General features: G+C 66.6%; 18 protein-coding genes. 7 read left to right on the top strand and 11 right to left on the bottom strand.

The features are described 5' to 3' along the window. The 5 genes from IC40_RS0102245 to IC40_RS0102225 all read right to left on the bottom strand — a co-directional run bounded on the left by IC40_RS0102245 (position 1) and on the right by IC40_RS0102225 (position 5,320). On the bottom strand, positions 1-591 hold the full coding sequence (locus IC40_RS0102245) for a DUF1707 SHOCT-like domain-containing protein (RefSeq protein WP_030133145.1): 591 nt from the start codon (positions 589-591) through the stop codon (positions 1-3). Between the two features lie 17 nt (positions 592-608). Beyond that, positions 609-1,826: a cytochrome P450 gene (locus tag IC40_RS0102240; RefSeq protein WP_030133144.1), complete on the bottom strand. Its 1,218-nt coding sequence runs from the start codon at positions 1,824-1,826 to the stop codon at positions 609-611. Then, the gene (purB, locus tag IC40_RS0102235) at positions 1,823-3,241 is read right to left on the bottom strand and encodes an adenylosuccinate lyase (protein WP_030133143.1); all 1,419 of its coding nucleotides are present in this window, start codon (positions 3,239-3,241) and stop codon (positions 1,823-1,825) included. The genes IC40_RS0102240 and purB overlap by 4 nt, the downstream gene beginning before the upstream one ends. An 11-nt stretch (positions 3,242-3,252) precedes the next feature. Further along, complete coding sequence (locus IC40_RS0102230) at positions 3,253-4,626, bottom strand: APC family permease (RefSeq protein WP_277624702.1); 1,374 nt, start codon at positions 4,624-4,626, stop codon at positions 3,253-3,255. Positions 4,627-4,690: 64 nt separating this feature from the next. Further along, complete coding sequence (locus IC40_RS0102225; RefSeq protein WP_030133141.1) at positions 4,691-5,320, bottom strand: TetR/AcrR family transcriptional regulator; 630 nt, start codon at positions 5,318-5,320, stop codon at positions 4,691-4,693. A gap of 97 nt (positions 5,321-5,417) precedes the next feature. Here IC40_RS0102225 and IC40_RS0102220 point away from each other — a divergent pair, with 97 nt between their 5' ends. Continuing rightward, positions 5,418-6,242: an alpha/beta hydrolase gene (locus IC40_RS0102220; protein WP_030133140.1), complete on the top strand. Its 825-nt coding sequence runs from the start codon at positions 5,418-5,420 to the stop codon at positions 6,240-6,242. Here IC40_RS0102220 and purD read toward each other — a convergent pair. Then, complete coding sequence (gene purD, locus IC40_RS0102215; RefSeq protein ID WP_030133139.1) at positions 6,232-7,500, bottom strand: phosphoribosylamine--glycine ligase; 1,269 nt, start codon at positions 7,498-7,500, stop codon at positions 6,232-6,234. The genes IC40_RS0102220 and purD overlap by 11 nt on opposite strands. Positions 7,501-7,618: 118 nt before the next feature. Here purD and IC40_RS0102210 point away from each other — a divergent pair, with 118 nt between their 5' ends. Beyond that, a complete protein-coding gene (locus tag IC40_RS0102210) occupies positions 7,619-8,854 on the top strand; it encodes a cytochrome P450 (protein WP_030133138.1) in 1,236 nt (411 codons plus the stop codon). Between the two features lie 17 nt (positions 8,855-8,871). Next, positions 8,872-9,465, top strand: a complete 594-nt coding sequence (locus tag IC40_RS0102205; protein ID WP_030133137.1) for a TetR/AcrR family transcriptional regulator — start codon at positions 8,872-8,874, stop codon at positions 9,463-9,465. A gap of 63 nt (positions 9,466-9,528) precedes the next feature. On the opposite strand, the gene IC40_RS0102200 is transcribed toward IC40_RS0102205, so the two are convergent. The 5 genes from IC40_RS0102200 to IC40_RS0102180 all read right to left on the bottom strand — a co-directional run bounded on the left by IC40_RS0102200 (position 9,529) and on the right by IC40_RS0102180 (position 14,338). After that, positions 9,529-10,755 (bottom strand): hypothetical protein, encoded by a 1,227-nt coding sequence (locus tag IC40_RS0102200; protein WP_030133136.1) that lies wholly within the window; start codon positions 10,753-10,755, stop codon positions 9,529-9,531. Beyond that, complete coding sequence (locus IC40_RS0102195; protein WP_030133135.1) at positions 10,745-11,197, bottom strand: carboxymuconolactone decarboxylase family protein; 453 nt, start codon at positions 11,195-11,197, stop codon at positions 10,745-10,747. The genes IC40_RS0102200 and IC40_RS0102195 overlap by 11 nt, the downstream gene beginning before the upstream one ends. Before the next feature lie 2 nt (positions 11,198-11,199). Next, the gene (locus IC40_RS0102190; RefSeq protein WP_030133134.1) at positions 11,200-12,042 is read right to left on the bottom strand and encodes an NAD(P)-dependent oxidoreductase; all 843 of its coding nucleotides are present in this window, start codon (positions 12,040-12,042) and stop codon (positions 11,200-11,202) included. Continuing rightward, positions 12,039-12,794: an SDR family oxidoreductase gene (locus IC40_RS0102185; protein ID WP_030133133.1), complete on the bottom strand. Its 756-nt coding sequence runs from the start codon at positions 12,792-12,794 to the stop codon at positions 12,039-12,041. The genes IC40_RS0102190 and IC40_RS0102185 overlap by 4 nt, the downstream gene beginning before the upstream one ends. Positions 12,795-12,868: 74 nt before the next feature. Next, positions 12,869-14,338, bottom strand: a complete 1,470-nt coding sequence (locus IC40_RS0102180; protein ID WP_030133132.1) for an aldehyde dehydrogenase — start codon at positions 14,336-14,338, stop codon at positions 12,869-12,871. A gap of 184 nt (positions 14,339-14,522) precedes the next feature. On the opposite strand from IC40_RS0102180, the gene IC40_RS0102175 reads away from it, so the two are divergent. From IC40_RS0102175 to IC40_RS0102160, 4 genes are read left to right on the top strand one after another with little or no spacing between them, the layout of a single operon-like run. After that, complete coding sequence (locus IC40_RS0102175; protein ID WP_030133131.1) at positions 14,523-15,134, top strand: TetR family transcriptional regulator; 612 nt, start codon at positions 14,523-14,525, stop codon at positions 15,132-15,134. A gap of 22 nt (positions 15,135-15,156) precedes the next feature. Further along, positions 15,157-16,359 (top strand): cytochrome P450, encoded by a 1,203-nt coding sequence (locus IC40_RS0102170; RefSeq protein ID WP_030133130.1) that lies wholly within the window; start codon positions 15,157-15,159, stop codon positions 16,357-16,359. 25 nt (positions 16,360-16,384) lie between these two features. Continuing rightward, positions 16,385-17,215 (top strand): SDR family oxidoreductase, encoded by an 831-nt coding sequence (locus IC40_RS0102165; RefSeq protein ID WP_030133129.1) that lies wholly within the window; start codon positions 16,385-16,387, stop codon positions 17,213-17,215. Further along, positions 17,208-18,566, top strand: coding sequence for a lanosterol 14-alpha demethylase (locus IC40_RS0102160; RefSeq protein WP_030133128.1), 1,359 nt, complete (start codon positions 17,208-17,210; stop codon positions 18,564-18,566). The genes IC40_RS0102165 and IC40_RS0102160 overlap by 8 nt, the downstream gene beginning before the upstream one ends. Position 18,567 lies beyond the last annotated feature (1 nt).

Below are 18,567 nucleotides of genomic sequence, written 5' to 3'. Positions count from 1 at the left end.
TCAGCCTCCGCCGCCGAGTCGGCGCAGCCAACTCCCGAACGGATGCCGCACGGTGACCGAGCCCAGTCGGATCCGCCCGCGCACGATGACATGCAGCTGATCCGAGGGCGGGGTCCCCCGCACCTTGACCGTCGAGCTGCCCATCAATGCGTCGACACCGTTGACATCCGCGGTGGCCCCCGTGGGCAGGATGAGTTCGGTGGAGCTGCAGTAGTCGTCGATGACCACCTGGACCACCGGCCCCGGCAACACCGCCGAGGTGAAGTCCAAGGTGGTGCTGCACATCCGGGTGTGCAGCTGGAGCATCGGCGCGACGGTCCAGATCCCCCGGCGGTCGATCGATGTCATCCAGCCGCGCAGCTGATCGGGTGGCAACTGCGGGCGGGCGGGCACTCCGAGCTGTTGGGCGGGCAGATCGGCGAGCACGGTGCGCAGTTCCCCACGGGTGCGGGCGACCAACACCGAATCGGTCCGGTCGGCGAACTCGTCGAGGGTCAGCATGCCCTCGGACACGGCGCGTTCGAGCAGTCCGTTCACCCGGGACCGGTCGGCATCGGAGACGCGGAGGTGATCGTCGGGACTCGAAACCATATCTGCGAGGGTAACGATCAGCCGAACTCGACGAACATGTGCCGCATTCCGGTGTGCCGGTTGCTGCGGGTCCACTCGACCGGCGCGACCAAGCGAGCCGTGCCGAACCGGGCGAGCAGTTCCTCGAACAGCACGCGCAACTCGAGGCGGGCCAGGTTGGCGCCGAGGCAGTAGTGGACACCTTGACCGAATCCCAAGTGCGGGTTCGGTTTCCGGGTGATATCGAACCTGTCGGGGTCGACGAACACCGCCGGGTCGCGATTGGCCGAACCCTCCCAGATCTGCACCTTCTGCCCGGGCTCGATCCGGCAGCCACCCAGTGTCACCGCGGCGGTGGCGGTGCGCCGCTTCGACGGTGACGGGGTGGTCCAGCGCACCATCTCCTCGATGGCCGACGGCAACAGCGACAGGTCGCCGCGCAGCAGGTGCAACTGCTCGGGATGCTCGATGAGCGCCAACAGTCCGCCGGCGACGGCATTGCGGGTGGTCTCCGCACCGGCACTGAACAGCAGGCTGAAGAACAGGTAGAGCTCGAGATCGGACAGCGGTGCCACAGAGTCGTCCAGATCCGCATTGGCGACCACCGAGAGCATGTCGTCGGTCGGGGTGGCCCGTTTGGCGGCGATCAACTCCATCCCGTAGCTGTACATCCGCGAACCGGCCTCTTCGGCGCTCAGCTGGCCCACCGCCGCGCTTCGCGCCTTGCCGAAGTCGAACTGCGGTTCGATCGCCTCGAACAACCAGTGCCGTTCGGAATCGGGCACCCCCAACAGGATGCAGATCATCTGCATCGGCAGTTCGGCGGCCACGTCGACCAGGAAATCGAGCGGCTGGCCCGGGATGACCGCATCCAGCAGGGAGCGGGCACGGGCGCGCAGATCCTCTTCGACGCGGGTGATCATCCGCGGGGTCAGCCCGGAGCTGACCAGTCGCCGGATCTGGGCGTGGCGCGGGTCGTCCATCATGTTGAGCACCTGACCGGCAACGGCGAGGTCCTGTAGCAGCGTTCCGCCGTACGGACGGGTACCTCCGGTCACCGACGAATAGGTCTCCGGATCACGCAGTACGGCAAGGGTTTCGGCGTAGGTGGCCACCGACCAGAAGCCCTCGCCGTCGGGGGTGTGCACGGTCGGTGCGTGCCAGTGGACCGGTGCCTCACGACGATGCAGCGCGAACAGTTCGTGCGGGAATCCCTGCGCGAAATTGTCCAGATCGGTGAGGTCGGCCAGTGTCACAGAATGGCGCCCGAGGTGTACTTCGCCGCGTCGGGATAGCGGCCGATCAGTTCCCCGACGGCGGCCACCACACCGTCGACCTGGTCACCGGCGGCGCCGGTGAACGCCGCCTTGTCGGCCAGTGCGTCATCGAGGGCGATGCGGTCCAGCGGCAGTCGCGGATCGGCCGCCAGCCGGTCCAACAGATCGGGTTCGGCACCCTTCTCGCGCATGGCCAGCGCCACCGCCACCGCGTGCTCCTTGATGACCTCGTGCGCGGTTTCGCGGCCGACGCCGGCGCGCACCGCCGCGATCAGGATTCGGGTGGTGGCCAGGAACGGCAGGTAACGGTCGAGTTCGCGCTGGATGACGGCCGGATAGGCGCCGAACTCGTCCAGCACGGTCAGGAACGTCTCGGTCTGTCCGTCGATGGCGAAGAAGGCGTCCGGCAGTGCCACCCGGCGCACCACCGAGCAGAACACGTCACCCTCGTTCCACTGCGCGCCGGCCAGTTCGGCGGCCATCGACGCGTAACCGCGCAAGACCACCTGCAGCCCGTTCACCCGTTCGCAGGAGCGGGTGTTCATCTTGTGTGGCATGGCCGAGGACCCGACCTGCCCCGGCGCGAATCCCTCGGTCACCAGCTCGTGGCCGGCCATGAGGCGGATGGTGTGCGCGAACGAGGACGGGCCGGCACCGAGCTGGACAAGGGCGGAGACCACATCGTGGTCCAGCGACCGTGGGTACACCTGCCCGACGCTGGTGAAAACATCGGTGAAGCCCAGGAACTCGGCAACCCGGCGTTCCAACTCGGCAAGTTTGCCCGCGTCGCCACCGAACAGATCGAGCATGTCCTGGGCCGTGCCCATCGGGCCCTTCACCCCGCGCAGCGGATACCGGTCGATCAAGTCGCGCAACCGGGTCAGCGCCACCAGCGTCTCCTCGGCGGCCGAGGCGAATCGCTTGCCGAGCGTGGTCGCCTGGGCCGCGACGTTGTGACTGCGCCCGGCCATCACCACATCGCGGTAGAGCACCGCCCGCTCGGCCAGCCGCGCGACGACCGCGACACCGTGGGCGAACACCAGTTCCAGCGATTGCCGGATCTGCAGCTGTTCGACGTTCTCGGTCAGGTCCCGGCTGGTCATGCCCTTGTGGACGTGCTCGTGGCCGGCTAGGGCGTTGAACTCCTCGATACGGGCCTTCACATCATGGCGGGTCACCCGTTCGCGCGCCGCGATGGAGCCGAGATCGACGGTTCCGATCACCCGCTCGTAGTCCTCGACGACCCCGTCCGGAAGCGGAATGCCCAGTTCGGACTGGGCGCGCAGGACAGCGAGCCAGAGCCGACGCTCGGCGATGATCTTGTTCTCCGGCGACCAGATCTCGGCCATCTCGGCACTTGCGTAGCGGTTGGCCAGAACATTCGGGATCGTCACGGACACACAGCTTAGGGTGCGTCCTCGAGGTGGCTCGGGTCGGTGATGCCCTCACCGCGGATCCCGAGTTGCCGATTGATCAGCGTGGTCACCCCGTAGAGGACGACACCGGTGACGACCAGCAGGCCGGCCAGCAGATACTGCTGCGCCGGCCGCCCGGACAACGGGGTGACCAGATAAGCCGAGGCCAGCGCCCCGATGACCGGCAGTACCGTCGGCGTCCGGAAATGCGCGCCGTCGGCCTTCACATCGCGACGCAGCACCAGCACCGCAATGTTGACGATCGTGAAGACCGCCAGCAACAGCAGTGATGTCGTACCGCCCAGGATCGAGATGGCCTTACTGCTGGCGAAGGCGGACACGTAGAAGATCAGCCCGAACGCGATCACGGTGGTGAAGGCGATGGCGACGTACGGGGTGTGGCGGGTGCGGTGCACCTGGCCCAGCACCGGCGGCAGCACGTGCTGGCGCGCCATGCCGTAGATGAGCCGGCTGGCCATCAACATGTTGATCAGCGCCGTGTTGGAGACCGCGAACATCGTGATGAACGGGAACAACGTGTCGATCGGCAGGCCCGGTGCGGCGGCCTCGACGACGTCGACCAGCGGGGTGGAGCTCTCCTTGAGGTCACCGATCGGCACCAGGGCGACCGCGATGATCGACACCAGCACGTACACGACACCCGCGATACCCAGCCCGGTGAGCAGGACCTTGGGGAAGATGCGGACCGGGTCCTTGGTCTCCTCGGCCATGTTGACCGAGTCCTCGAAGCCCACCATCGCGAAGAACGCCAGCGAGGTCGCGGCCGTCACGGCGACGAATGTGCTTCGGTCTCCTTCGCTTTCGAACACGGTCACCCGGGAGAAGTCGACGTCGCCGCCCTGGGTGAAGGCCCACAGCCCGACCAGGATCACCACGCCGAGGCCGGTGATCTCCACGATCGTGAGGACCACGTTCAACTTGACGCTCTCGCTGACGCCGCGGAAGTTGATCGCCGCCAGAATCGCCATGAACGCCAACGCGATCGCGGCGATGCCGAACTTGCCCCAGTCGAGCCCGAACCCTTTGACGAAGTTGGAGGCGAAGGCCTGCGATGCCGTGGACGCCGAGGTGATGCCCGAACACATCACCACGAACGCGACGAGGAAGGTGACGAAGTGGATGCCGAAAGCCTTGTGCGCGTACAGGGCTGCGCCTGCCGCCTGCGGGTACTTGGTGACCAGCTCCAGGTAGGAGAAGGCGGTGACGGTCGCGATCAGGAACGCGATCAGGAACGGCAGCCATGCCGCGCCGCCGACCTCGCCCGCGACCTGACCGGTGAGCGCGTAGACCCCGGTGCCCAGGATGTCGCCGACGATGAACAACAGCAGCAGCCCGGGTCCCATGACCCTTCGCAGCTGTGGTTCGTCGTTGGTTTTCGGCTCTGACACTGCCGCCCCCTCACTGGTCTCAGACGTGCGCGACCCGGTCGTCGACCGGCGCGAGCACATCGATCACATCGATCAACGTCGCTCGTGCAGTTGCGCGGGGACCCTCCCCGTCATCCACCAATGAGGCAACCACAGCTCCGTCCACCGCGCACACCAGGGCGGTGACGAGCTCGCTGCGCACCGCACGGCCCGACCGCTCGACGACCTCGACCACCGCATCGGTGCGCTGCCGCAGGATGCGACGTTGGATATCGCGCAGTTCCGGCTGCCGCGCACATGCGATGAGACGTTCATAGCGCGAGATCAGCTGCTCGGGCATACGCGCACCAGGGGCGTCGCCCACCAGCAGGTCCACCAGCAGATCCGCCGTCGACTCGGCGCCGCGGCGACGCCGCGACAGGGTGGCGACCTGCGCCCGGAGTTGCTCGGCCTCCCGCATCCCGACGTACTCCACCGCCTTGGCGATGAGGTCCTCCAGCGAGGAGAAGTAGTAGGTGGTCGATGCCAGCGGCAACCCGGCGCGGGCGGCGACCGCACGGTGGCGTACCGCGTCGATGCCGCCCTCGCAGAGCAGGTCGGCGGCGGCGCTGACCAGAGCGCCCCGCCGCCGCTCTCCCTTGGGGGTCACCGCCGCCGTCACGCATTGCATCGTGCCAGCGAAATCCCAGTTGCATGGGCTTTTTCGGCAATCATTACGGCGTTACACATGTATCGCCGTGGGACCAAGATCAAACCCCGATGGCAGGATGTCGCACATGCCCGCACCGAATCGCCGCGCCCTGTTACGGATGGGTCTGGGCGCTCTCGCCGGTTATGCCGTGGGATCCGCGACCGCGCCGGTCGCACACGCGCAACCGGCACCGACATACCAGTCGGGTTCGTTCCGCTCGGCCGCCCGCGGCGGGCTACAGACGAACTGGGCGATCGCCCGACCGCCGGGCCAGACGGCGCCGCTGCGTCCGGTGATCGCTTTGCACGGCAAGGGCAGTGACGCCGCGACGGTGATGGCCGGCGGTGTGGAGCAGGGCCTGGCAGAGGCGGTGGCGGCGGGGCTGCCGCCGTTCGCGGTGGTCGCGGTCGACGGCGGCGGCGGATACTGGCACAAACGGGCATCCGGTGACGATGCCGGCTCGATGGTTCTCGACGAGCTGCTGCCGATGCTCACCGACCAGGGTCTGGACACCTCGCGCGTCGGGTTCATCGGCTGGTCGATGGGCGGCTACGGAGCGCTGCTGCTCGGCGCGCGGCTGGGACCGGCCCGCACCGCGGCCATCTGCGCGGTGAGTCCCGCGCTGTGGACCTCGCCGGGGGCTGCCGCACCGGGCGCCTTCGACGATGCCGCCGACTACGAGGCCAACAGCGTGTGGGGCCTGCCCGCGCTGGGCCAGATTCCGGTGCGGATCGACTGCGGCAACAGCGACCCGTTCGCGTCGGCGACGCGGGAGTTCATCGCCCAGCTGCCCAACCCGCCTGCCGGCGGGTTCTCCCCGGGCGGCCATGACGGCGGGTTCTGGAGCCAGCAGTTGCCCGCCGAGATCTCCTGGCTGGCACCGCTGTTGGTCAGAGGCTGATCCGACCCTCGGCCGCCGCGAGCCCGATATCGGTACGAAAGTGGCTGCCGGGCAACTTGATCGAGTCGATCAGCGCATATGCCGCGGCCCGCGCGGCATCCAGGTCGTCGCCGGTACCGACGACCGACAACACCCGCCCACCGGCGGAGACCACGGCACCGTCCTCGCGCCGGGCGGTACCGGCGTGCAGCACTCCCGGCGCCTCCGCCCCGATGATCACGTCACCGGTGCGGGGGCGGCCGGGATAGTTCTCGGCGGCGATCACCACCGTGACGGCCGCGCCGTCCCGCCAGCGCAACTCCCCGAAGGAGGCCAGCGTTCCGGTGGCCGCGGCGTGCAACAGACCGCCGAGCGGGGACTCCAGCAGCGCGAGCACCGCCTGGGTCTCCGGATCGCCGAATCGGCAGTTGAACTCCACCACAGACGGTCCCGCAGACGTGATTGCCAGACCGGCATAGAGCAGTCCGGAAAATGAGCTACCTCGCGAGACCATCTCGGCGGCAACCGGTTTGACGATCTCGTCGACGATCTGGGTGACCACCTCGGCAGGCAGCCACGGCAGCGGGGTATAGGCACCCATCCCCCCGGTGTTGGGGCCGCTGTCGTTGTCGCCGACGCGCTTGAAGTCCTGCGCGGGCAGCAGCGGCACGACGGTCTCGCCGTCGACGACGCAGAACAGCGATACCTCGGGGCCGTCCAGGAAGGATTCGAGCAACACCGGATGACCGGAGTCCAGCAGCGCGGCGGCATGCGCCCTGGCGGCGTCCCGGTCGGTCGTGACGACGACGCCCTTGCCCGCGGCCAGCCCGTCGTCCTTGACCACCCAGGCCGCCTGGCCTGCGGGCGGACCGAACCGGTCCAGGGCCGCGTCCAGCTTGGCGGGGTTGTCGACGATCTCGCTCGTCGCGGTGCGCACGCCGGCGGCGGTCATGACGTCTTTGGCGAAGGCCTTGGACCCCTCGATGCGGGCGCCATCCTTGGACGGCCCGAAGCAGGCGATCCCGGCGGCACGCAGCGCATCGGCGACACCCAGTACCAGCGGTACCTCCGGACCCACCACGACCAGATCGGCGTCGACCTTGCGAGCCAGCGCCACCACGGCGGGGCCCGAGGTGATGTCGAGTTCGTACTGGTCGGCGAGGGCCGCGGTGCCGGCGTTGCCGGGCGCCACCCCCAACCAATCGACCTGCGGGTCGCGCCGCAGCGCCAGCAGCAGGGCGTGTTCACGGGCTCCGGATCCGATGACGAGGACGCGCACGGACGACAAGCCTATCCGCATCGCGACGGTCCGCGTGCCGGGACCGCGGCCATACACTTGACAGCAACATGTATGGTCGATGGGACGAGTGCGGTAGGTCACAGAAACGAGGCTGTCGATGACGACGATGGATGCGTGTCCGTTCGGTGCGGGGTACGACTTCACCGACCCGGAGGTGCTGTTGCAGGGGCTTCCGGTCACCGAGTTCGCCCACCTTCGCAAGACCGCCCCGATCTGGTGGAACGCACAGGGCGAGTCGATATTCGATGACGGCGGCTATTGGGTCATCAGTCGGCACGAGGATGTCAAGACCATCTCCCGCAACAGCGGCGACATCTGGTCCACCAACGCCAAGGGCGCGGTCATGCGGCTCCCCGACGGCATCACCGCCGACCAACTCGACCTCACCAAGGCCCTGTTGATCAACCACGATGCCCCGGAGCACACCCGGTTGCGCAAGCTGGTCTCGCGTCTATTCACCCCACGCTCGGTGGCCGCGTTGGAAGAGAAGCTGGCGGTGGCGGCGCGCGAGATCGTGGCACGGGCCGCCGAGCGCGGCTCCGGCAACTTCGTCGATGACGTGGCGATGCCGCTACCGCTGCAGGCCATCGCCGATCTGATCGGGGTGCCCGAGGAGGACCGGGCGAAGATCTTCCACTGGTCGAACTGCATCATGAACACCGACGATCCGGATTTCGACAGCGACCCGACGACCGCCAACGCGGAGCTGATGGGTTACGCGTACAACATGGCCGAGCAGCGCCGGAAGTGTCCCGCCGATGACATCGTCACCCGCCTGGTCCAGGCCGATCTGGGTGAGGAAGAGGGCATCACCGAAGTGGAGTTCGCCTTCTTCGTGATCCTGCTGGCCGTGGCCGGCAACGAGACCACCCGCAATGCGATGACCCACGGGATGAACGCGTTTCTCGAAAACCCGGACCAGTGGGAGCTTTTCAAGCGCGAGCGGCCCGACACCGCGATCGAGGAGATCATCCGCTGGGCCAGCCCGGTGCACTGCTTCCAGCGCACCGCGCTCCAGGACACCGAGATCGGCGGTGTCACCATCAAGCAAGGACAGCGGGTCGGGTTGTTCTACAGCTCGGCGAACTACGACGAATCGGTGTTCACCGACCCGTTCCGGTTCGACATCCTGCGCAACCCCAATCCGCATCTGGCTTTCGGCGGAAACGGCGCTCATTTCTGCATCGGCGCCAATCTGGCCCGCATGGAGATCAAGCTGATGTTCAACGAGATCGCCAACCAGATCCCCGACATCTCCAAACTGGCTGAGCCGCAGCGCCTTCGGTCTGGTTGGATCAACGGGGTGAAGGAACTGCAGGTTTCCTACTCCTGATCGCTACAATTCTGCGCGTGCGAACCCACGGGTGGTCGGGTGCGGCGCCGGCCAGTGACGAAGAGGCCGTCGCCCGTATCCTGGCGGCCGCGGGCCGGGCCATCGACGAACGGGGCGCCGATTTCTCCATCGCCGATGTCGCCAGAACCCTCGGGGTCACCCGCCAGACCGTGTACCGCTATTTTCCGAGCACCGATGCACTGCTGATGCAGGCCGGTGTGGTGGCTGCGACCGATTTCCTGGAGCGGTTGGCCAACCACATCCGCGGCATCACCGATCCCGCCGACGCCGCGACCGAGGCCATCGCGACGGCGCTGGAATGGCTGCCCAAGGACAAACACATCGGATTGCTGCTCGCCCCCGAGCGGTCACCATCGCTCAGCGGATCGGTGACCTCCGATATCGGCCTGCGGTTCGCGCAGTCGGTCGTCCGGCGCTTCGATGTCGACTGGGCCGCAGCCGGTTTCGCCGATGATGAGATCGACGAGCTCGCCGAGCACCTGCTGCGCATCATCCAGTCGTTCGTCGTCGACCCGGGGCGGCCGCCACGCACCGGTGAGCAGTTGCGTGCCTACCTGCGGCGTTGGGTCGCCCCGGCCCTGCGACCCTGACCCCTCTTGCGATTTGTGGAGTCCCGGCCGCGCTCATCGCGGGTGCGGCTCCACAAATCGCGGTCAGACCACGGTGAGCGGCAGCGACTTACGCTCCTCGAACACCCAGGACGCGCCACCGCTGAACTCGCATACCTCGACCTCGGGCAGCTTCTTGGCCGCCGTATCGGTCTCGATCACCCGCACCGTCCAGTCCGATTCGGTGCCCGCCACCTCTGCGCGCAGGTGCGGGTCGACGGCGGCGACGATGGCCTGCAACGGGGCGTCGGCGACCGGTGAGATCAGGGAGATCCAGGCCCCGTCCTCATACGCCGGGGATCGGCGCACATGCACGAAGCCCGGGTCGATATCCGCCGACACATAGGCCGCAGGGTTGAGCAGCGGGTGCAGTTCCAGCACCCGCAGGGCGCCGGCGGTGGTCGTCGGCAGCTTCAGCGCCTTATGGATGCGATCGGCGGCCACACCCGCGATGCCGATGAGTTGTTTGGTGCGGATCGACCTGGCCAGTTCGGTGTCCGCACCGGCCCGCTTCTCCACGGCGATCTGGAACGACTTGACCAGCAGGTGCATCTGGAGGCACACCTCGTCGGCGATCCGCACCAGTGCCGAATGGGAGAACGCGGCGAAGTCGACATCGGCGAGCAGCTCACCGGAATAGTCGCTCGCACCGTCGTCGTCGGGGTCGATCGGGTCCAGTTCACATGCGTGCGCGTTGGTCGCGGCGACGATGTCCATCTCGGGGATGAACGGGACCTCGGGGTAGGACTCGTCGATGATGACGGTCCACCGGCAGTGCGGGTGCTGATCGGCAGGGGTGCGCGGCGGCCGGTGGATCGGCCGGACCTGCGCCTTGCGGTTGGTCGCCAAGGCGGTGGCATCGAAGGTCGGGTCCTCGATGTCGTGGCACATGCCCTGCACGTAGTCGGGGCCCATCGGCTCGACGTCCAGCAACGCCCCGCAATGGTCGAGATAGAACTCGCCGTGCCAGCGGTCGTGCACGATATAGCGGAAATCCATGAACTGCGGCGGGGCACCGATATCGAGCTGCAGGCCCTTGAAAAGGGTGTAGATGTCGACGCCCTCGTATCTAAGCGCCTTCTGCATCCTCCGGGTGTACAGCGGACTCGATGCCGCCCACTCCTCGATGGCGATCTGCAACATCTCTTCACGACCGAAACTGCTGATACACCATGCCATTCCGGAACGATCGATTAGCTGACCGATCAGCAGCAGCTCGGGTACCAGGGTGGCCAGCTCATCGCGCGACAGCGCGGCATACCTACTGGTCATCGAGCGACTTCCCGGAGTGCATCCGCAGTGCGGCATCGACATTGGCCCGCTTGTCCTCCGCGCCCGCGCCTTGGGCCTTCTCGGCGGCCTTGCGGCGTTGCCGCACCACCTTGCTGACGGCGCCGTCCAGCTTGGAACCGAGCGGGAATCCCAGGTAGTGCGTGATGAACACGGCCACCTCCTTGAGTTCCTCGGCGGTGAGTTCCTCGTTGTGCAGGGCCGCGTTGATCTGGATCTCGGCCAGATCGGAGTTCCCCACCGCGGTCACCGCCGCGAGGGTCAGCAACCGCTTGTCCCGCATCGACAGGCCGGGCCTGGTCCAGATGTCACCGAAGAGGTGCTCGACGGTCAAATCGAAATACGGATCACCCTGGATATCGGGCATCTCCCAGCCGTAGACCTCGTTCATCTTCTGCAGGCCCTGCTGCCGACGGTCGGTCATCCTCATTGCTCCTTCGTGTGTGGCACTCCGAGGCCGTCGGCCAGGTTCTGCAACGCCACCTGCGCCAACGGAAGTTCTACTCCGACAGCCTCACCGAGCCCGAGCGCCAGCGAAAGATCCTTCTCACCGAGACCGCGGGTGTGGGTGAACATGTCGAACAGCCAATGATCGGGCTCCAGCGGTCTGGTGTCATCGCGCAGGATGATCGCACCGGGCCCACCGCTCTGGGCATCACTGTGGCGGACGACCCGGCCGAGCTTCTGCAGGTCGATGCCCGACGCCTCGGCCAATGCCATCGCCTCGCACGAGGCGGCGAACCCGATGAAGGTCAACATGTTGCGCGCCAGCTTCATCCGGGTCCCCGCGCCGGGCTCACCGGCGCGCACGACCAGCGAGGCCCACTTCTTGAACACGGGCTTGACCGCGGCGTAGGCCTCCTCGGAGGCACCGACCATCACCGCCAACTCACCCTTGTCCGCCGCCCCGGCTCCCCCGCTGACCGGGGCGTCGACAATGTGGACCCCCTTGGCGGCCAGTCGTTCGGCAAGCTCGGGCGCGGTACCCGGCTCGATCGTGGAGTGGATGGCGATGACGGTGCCCGGTGCGGCGTGCTCGCCCAGTTCGATGACCACCTCGCGCACCTGAGCATCGTTGAGCACCGTCACGCTGATGACATCGGCCTTGGCCACATCGGCGACACTGTCGGCAAGTTGCGCGCCCAGCTCCGCCAACGGCGTCATCGCCTCGGTGCGGACGTCGAAGACGATCAGGCCGTCCGGCCAGTCGGCGAGCCGCTTGGCCATCGGAGCACCCTGATTGCCCAGGCCGATATACCCGAGCTTCATGACCGGATGATCTGTCCGCCGTCGACGTTGAAGATCTGCCCGGTGATCCACTTGGCCTGATCGCTGAGCAGGAAGAGGCACATGCCCACCAGGTCGTCTGGCTGGCCCATCCGCGACAGCGGGATGGCCTTGACGATATCGGCGACCATCTCCTGCGGGGTGGTGGTGCGGTTGGCCTCGGTGTCGATCGGTCCGGGGGCGATCGCGTTGATGCGGATGTTCTGGCCGCCCAGTTCCCGGGACAGTTGCTGGGTCAGACCGTTGACACCCACCTTGGCCAACCCGTAGAAGTTCGCGTACAGCCAAGCCGCCGTGGAGGATTGGTTGACGATCGCCCCACCGCCACGCTTGGCCATCTTCTTGTACACCGCGCGGGTGCACCACAGCGCACCGTCGAGGTTCACGCTCATGAACTTCTTGTAGTACTCGGGGTCCACGGTCACCAGGAAGTCGAGCTTCATGCCGCCGAAGATCGCGGCGTTGTTGACCAGGTAGTCGATCCCACCGAACTCAGCGAGCGTCTGCGCCGCCATATCCCTTGCCGATTCGGGATCGGACACGTCGACCCGCACCGCCAGCGCGTTGCCGCCCTCGCCCTTGATGCCGTCGGCCACCTTCTGGGCGCCCTCGAGGTTGATATCGGCGACCACGACGGCCGCACCCTCGCGGGCCAGCGCCTCGGCGTAGGCCTGGCCGATACCGCCGCCGGCGCCGGTGACGATGCCGACCTTGTCCTTGAATTCCGCGTACATGTTCTTCCTCTCGGCCGAGTGGCCAGTTATTGCACGGTATGACCGTTATTGCGTGTCTTAAATGGCCAGTCGACTCAGGTGGCGAGCGTGGCGATGAGCTTGGTCTCCAGATACTCCTCGAAACCGGGCACGCCCATCTCGCGGCCGATCCCGGACTGCTTGTAGCCGCCGAACGGGGCGTCCGCGGAGTACCAGACGCCGCCGTTGACGTTGACGGTGCCGACCCGCAGCCGTGCCGCGACCGCCTGCGCGCGGGCGTCGTCACCGGAGAAGACGGTGCCCGAGAGCCCGTATGGCGAATCGTTGGCGATGCGCACCGCGTCATCGTCACCGTCGTGGGCGATGACCGTCAGCACCGGGCCGAAGATCTCCTCGCGGGATACCTTGGCCGAGTTGTCCAGTCCGGCAATGACGGTCGGCTCGATGAAGAAGCCGCGATCCAGGTCAGCGGGGCGACCTCCGCCACAGGCGAACCGGCCGCCCTCGGCGATCGCCGAATCCAGGTAGCCCTGGATGCGGTCGCGCTGACGCGCCGAGATCACGGGTCCGCAGACGGTGCGCTTGCTGTTCGGGTCCCCCGGCTTGATCCCACCCAACGTCGCGGCCGCCGCCTCCACGGCCTCGTCGTACTTCGCCCTCGGCACGACCAGGCGGGTCGTGATCGCGCAGCCCTGCCCGGCGTGCATGGCCACGGTGAAGGCCGCCATCGAGCACGCGCCTGCCAGATCGGCGTCGTCGAGCACCACGAACGCCGACTTTCCGCCGAGTTCCAAGAACACCTTCTTGATGGTGACCGCGGCATCGGTCATCACGGCACGCCCGGTGTTCGTCGAACCGGTGAACGACACCATGTCGACCCGTGGATCCTGGGACAGCAACGCCCCCACCCCGTGATCGTCGGAGGTGACGATGTTGATCACGCCGGCCGGGAAATCGGTGTGCTCGGTGATGATCTCGCCGAGTACCGCTGCCGCCCACGGGGTGTCCGGTGCCGGCTTGAGGATCAGCGTGTTCCCCGCCGCCAAGGCGGGCCCGATCTTGGCGAGATTGATCTGATGCGGGAAGTTCCACGGGGTGATGGCGCCGACGACGCCGATCGCCTCGCGGGCCACCACACGGTTGGTCGGCATGCCCTGCGGGGTGGCATGCCCGAGATCGGTGCGCCACTGATAGTTCGCCGCGGTGTCGGCCGAGAAGGCCAGATCGTCGACAGGGCCTTCCAATTGGGCTCCGGCGGTCAGCATCCGCGGCGCACCCACCTCGGCGATCGTCAGCTCCCGCAGATCCTCGATGTTGGCCTGCAAGGCCTCGCGCAGCTGACGCAGGCAGCGCACCCGCAACTCGGTGTTCGTCGACCAGTCGGTCTCGTCGAATGCGGTGCGCGCCGCCCCGATGGCCGCCCCCATATCGGATTCGTCGGCATTGGCGGCGACGCCGAGCACCTCCTCGGTGGCCGGGTTGACCGTCTCGAAGGTCCCGCCACTCCCCTCGACGAGCTTGCCGTCGATGAGCAATCGGCTTTCGCGATCGGCCAGAATCGACATCCCACTCCTAGCGATTTCCTGGACAGCTGTCCGGCAACATTTCACCGAACCATAGCCGCCCGGTCGCGACGGTGGCAAGACCGGCCACTCGAAGCCAGCCGGACTGGCCACCGTTTGTGGCGCTGTACAGCTATTTTCAGCACAGAGCTTGCTCACCGGCCGCCGCGTCGGATAACTTGGACATGTGTCCAGCGATTCGGTGGTGACTGTCACAGACGGCGCGAGCGGCGGTCCGGCGGAGACAACGCGCAATCGCCGCCAGGAGGAGACCTTCCGCAAGGTCATGACCGCCGGGATGGAGATGCTGCGCGAGACCTCCTATGCCGACCTGACGGTGCGCGCGGTTGCCGCGCGGGCCAAGGTCGCTCCGGCAACGGCGTACACCTACTTCTCCTCGAAGAACCATCTGATCGCCGAGGTGTACCTCGACCTCGTCAAGCAGGTCCCCTATTTCACCGATGTCAACGACGCCATGAGCACCAGGGTCGACAAGGCCGTGCGCGCCCTGACCCTGGTCGTCGCCGACGAGCCGGATCTCGCGGCCGCCTGCACGACCGCCCTGCTGAGCGGCAGCAGCGATCCCGCGGTCCGCACCGTCCGCGACCGCATCGGTACCGAGATCCACAAGCGCATCCGTTCGGCGGTCGGCCCCGACGCCGATCCCCGGATCGTCTCAGCCCTGGAGATGACGTTCTTCGGTGCGCTTGTCAACGCCGGCAGCGGCGCCTTCACCTACCACCAGATCGCCGACCGACTCACCTACGTCGTCGGCCTCATCCTCGGAGAGGATCAATGACCATGAGCCCAGGCGGCGCCAGATGAGCTCTCCCACCGTCGATCTGATACTCGACCCCTACAGCTACGACTTCCACGAGGATCCGTACCCGTACTACAAGCGGCTGCGTGACGAGGCCCCGCTCTACCACAACGAAGAGCTCAAGTTCTGGGCGTTGTCACGCCACCAGGATGTCGTCGCGGGGTTCCGCAACAGCGTCGCGCTGTCGAACAAGCACGGTGTCGCACTGGACCCGATCTCCCGAAACGACGAGGCGCACCGGGTCATGTCGTTCCTGGCCCTCGATGATCCCGGCCACCTGCGGTTGCGCACCCTGGTGTCGAAGGGATTCACGCCGCGACGCATCCGTGAGCTCGAGGGCCGCGTCACCGAGATCGCCCACCAGCATCTGGACACCGCCCTGCAGAGCAGCACCTTCGATTACGTCGACGAGTTCGCCGGCAAGCTGCCGATGGACGTCATCTCGGAGTTGATGGGCGTTCCCGACTCCGACCGGGTCCGCATCCGCGCCCAGGCCGACGCGGTGATGCACCGTGAGGACGGGGTTGCCGACGTTCCCGATTCGGCCATCGCGGCCTCCGGTGAGCTGTTGATGTACTACGCGGACATGGTCAAACAGCGCCGCAAACATCCCTCCGACGACCTGACCTCGGCCTTGGTCGAGGCGGAGATCGACGGTGACCGACTCACCGACGACGAGATCATGGCCTTCCTTTTCCTCATGGTCGTCGCCGGGAACGAGACCACCACCAAACTGCTTGCCAATGCCGCGTATTGGGGGCACAAGAATCCGAGCCAGCTGGCTCCGGTCTTCGACAACCACGACCTGGTGACGCCCTGGGTCGAGGAAACCCTTCGCTACGACGCATCCAGTCAGATCCTCGCCCGCGCCGTCGTCGATGACCTCACCTTCTACGACACCACCGTCCCGGCCGGCGATGTGCTGGTGTTGCTGATCGGCTCGGCCAATCGCGACGAGCGGGTCTTCGAGAATCCCGACGAGTACCGCATCGACCGCGAGATCGGTTCGAAGACGGTGAGTTTCGGTAGCGGCGCGCACTTCTGCCTCGGCGCCCACCTGGCGCGCATGGAGGCCAGGGTGGCATTGACCGAGTTGTTCAAACGAATCCGCGGTTACGAGGTCGACGAGGACAACGCCGTCCGCGTCCACTCCAGCAGCGTGCGCGGATTCGCCCACCTCCCGATGACCGTCACCCTCCGTTGAGCGGCTTGAAAGGTTCCTGACGTAGATGCCCAGATTTGATCCCCTGCCCGAACGGCGACCCGCGCTGGTGGCCGGTGCCTCCTCCGGTATCGGCGAGGCGACCGCGATCCGGCTTGCCCGCAACGGCTTTCCTGTCGCGCTCGGCGCCCGCCGGGTGGAGAAGCTCGACGAGATCGTCGGCAAGATCCGCGCCGACGGCGGCGAGGCCATCGCGGTGCACCTCGACGTGACCGACCCGGACTCGGTGAAGGCGGCCGTCGAGAAGACCACCACCGAACTCGGTGATATCGAGGTCCTGGTCGCCGGCGCCGGCGACACCTACTTCGGCAAGCTCGACTCGATCAGCACCGAGCAGTTCGACTCCCAGGTGCAGATCCATCTGATCGGCGCCAACCGCATCGCCTCCGCCGTCCTGCCAGGGATGATCGAACGCCGGCGCGGTGACCTGATCTTCGTCGGCTCCGACGTCTCGCTGCGGCAACGCCCGCACATGGGCGCCTACGGCGCGGCCAAGGCCGCCCTGGTGGCGATGGTGAACAACTACCAGATGGAGCTCGAGGGCACCGGCGTGCGCGCCTCCATCGTCCACCCCGGACCGACCAAGACGTCCATGGGCTGGAGCCTGCCCGCCGAGCTCATCGGGCCGGCCCTGGAGGACTGGGCCAAGTGGGGCCAGGCCCGGCATGACTACTTCCTGCGCGCGGATGACCTCGCGCGGGCCATCACGTTCGTCGCCGAGACACCGCGCGGCGGCTTCATCGCCAACATGGAGCTGCAGCCCGAGGCGCCGCTGTCGACCACCAAGGACCGCCAGAAGCTTGCCCTCGGCGAAGAAGGGATGCTGCAGAATGGCTGATCTGAAGGAAGTAGAACGTGTTTCAGGTGGCGAGGAAGAGCACGGTCACCTCGAGGAATTCCGTACCGATCCGATCGGACTGATGCAGCGGGTCCGCGCCGAATGTGGCGACGTCGGTTGGTTCCAGCTCGTCGACAAACAGGTCGTCATGCTGTCCGGTTCGGAAGCCAACGAGTTCTTCTTCCGCTCCAGTGACGCCGAGCTCAACCAGGCCGAGGCCTATCCGTTCATGACGCCGATCTTCGGCGAGGGTGTGGTGTTCGACGCCGACCCCGAACGTCGCGCCGAGATGCTGCACAACACCGCACTGCGCGGTGAACAGATGAAGGGCCACGCGGCCACCATCGAGAACGAGGTGAAGAAGATCATCGCCGACTGGGGCGACGAGGGCGAGATCGAACTGCTGGACTTCTTCTCGGAGTTGACGATCTACACCTCGACGGCCTGCCTCATCGGCCTCAAGTTCCGCGAGCAACTCGACAGCCGGTTCGCCCATTACTATCACCAGTTGGAGCGCGGCACCGATCCGCTCTGCTACGTCGATCCTTATCTCGATATCGAGAGTTTCCGGATCCGCGACGAGTCGCGGGCGAAGCTGGTTGCGCTGGTCCAGGAGATCATGGACGGCCGGATCGCCAACCCACCCAAGGGCAAAGAGGATCGCGATCTGCTCGACGTGCTGGTCTCGATCAAGGATGAGCAGGGCGAACCCCGCTTCACGGCCAACGAGGTCACCGGCATGTTCATCTCGCTGATGTTCGCCGGGCACCACACCAGTTCGGGCACCTCCTCCTGGACGCTGATCGAACTGCTGCGCAACCCAGCGGTGTACGCCCAGGTGCAGCAGGAACTCGATGAGCTCTACGCCGATGGCCAGGAGGTGAGTTTCCATGCCCTGCGCCAGATCCCGAAGCTGGACAACTCGCTGAAGGAAACGTTGCGCCTGCATCCGCCGCTGATCATCCTGATGCGCGTCGCACAGGACGAGTTCGAGGTGGCGGGCTACCCGATCCACAAGGGCCAGATGGTGGCCGCCTCCCCGGCGATCTCGAACCGGATACCCGAAGACTTCCCGGATCCCGATACCTTCGATCCCGATCGCTATCAGAAGCCACGCCAGGAGGACCTGGTCAACCGGTGGACCTGGATCCCGTTCGGCGCGGGTAAGCACCGTTGCGTCGGTGCGGCGTTCGCGCAGATGCAGATCAAGGCGATCTTCTCGGTGCTGCTGCGCGAGTACGAGTTCGAGATGGCACAGCCCGCCGACACCTACCAGAACGACCACTCGAAGATGGTTGTTCAACTCGCGCAGCCGGCGAAGGTCCGCTACCGCAGGCGAGTCCGGGACTGAT

It is taken from the genome of Mycolicibacterium neoaurum ATCC 25795 (assembly GCF_000691525.1).
In the GTDB taxonomy this organism is placed as follows: domain Bacteria; phylum Actinomycetota; class Actinomycetes; order Mycobacteriales; family Mycobacteriaceae; genus Mycobacterium; species Mycobacterium neoaurum.
This window is presented reverse-complemented; position numbering and strand designations above follow the sequence as displayed.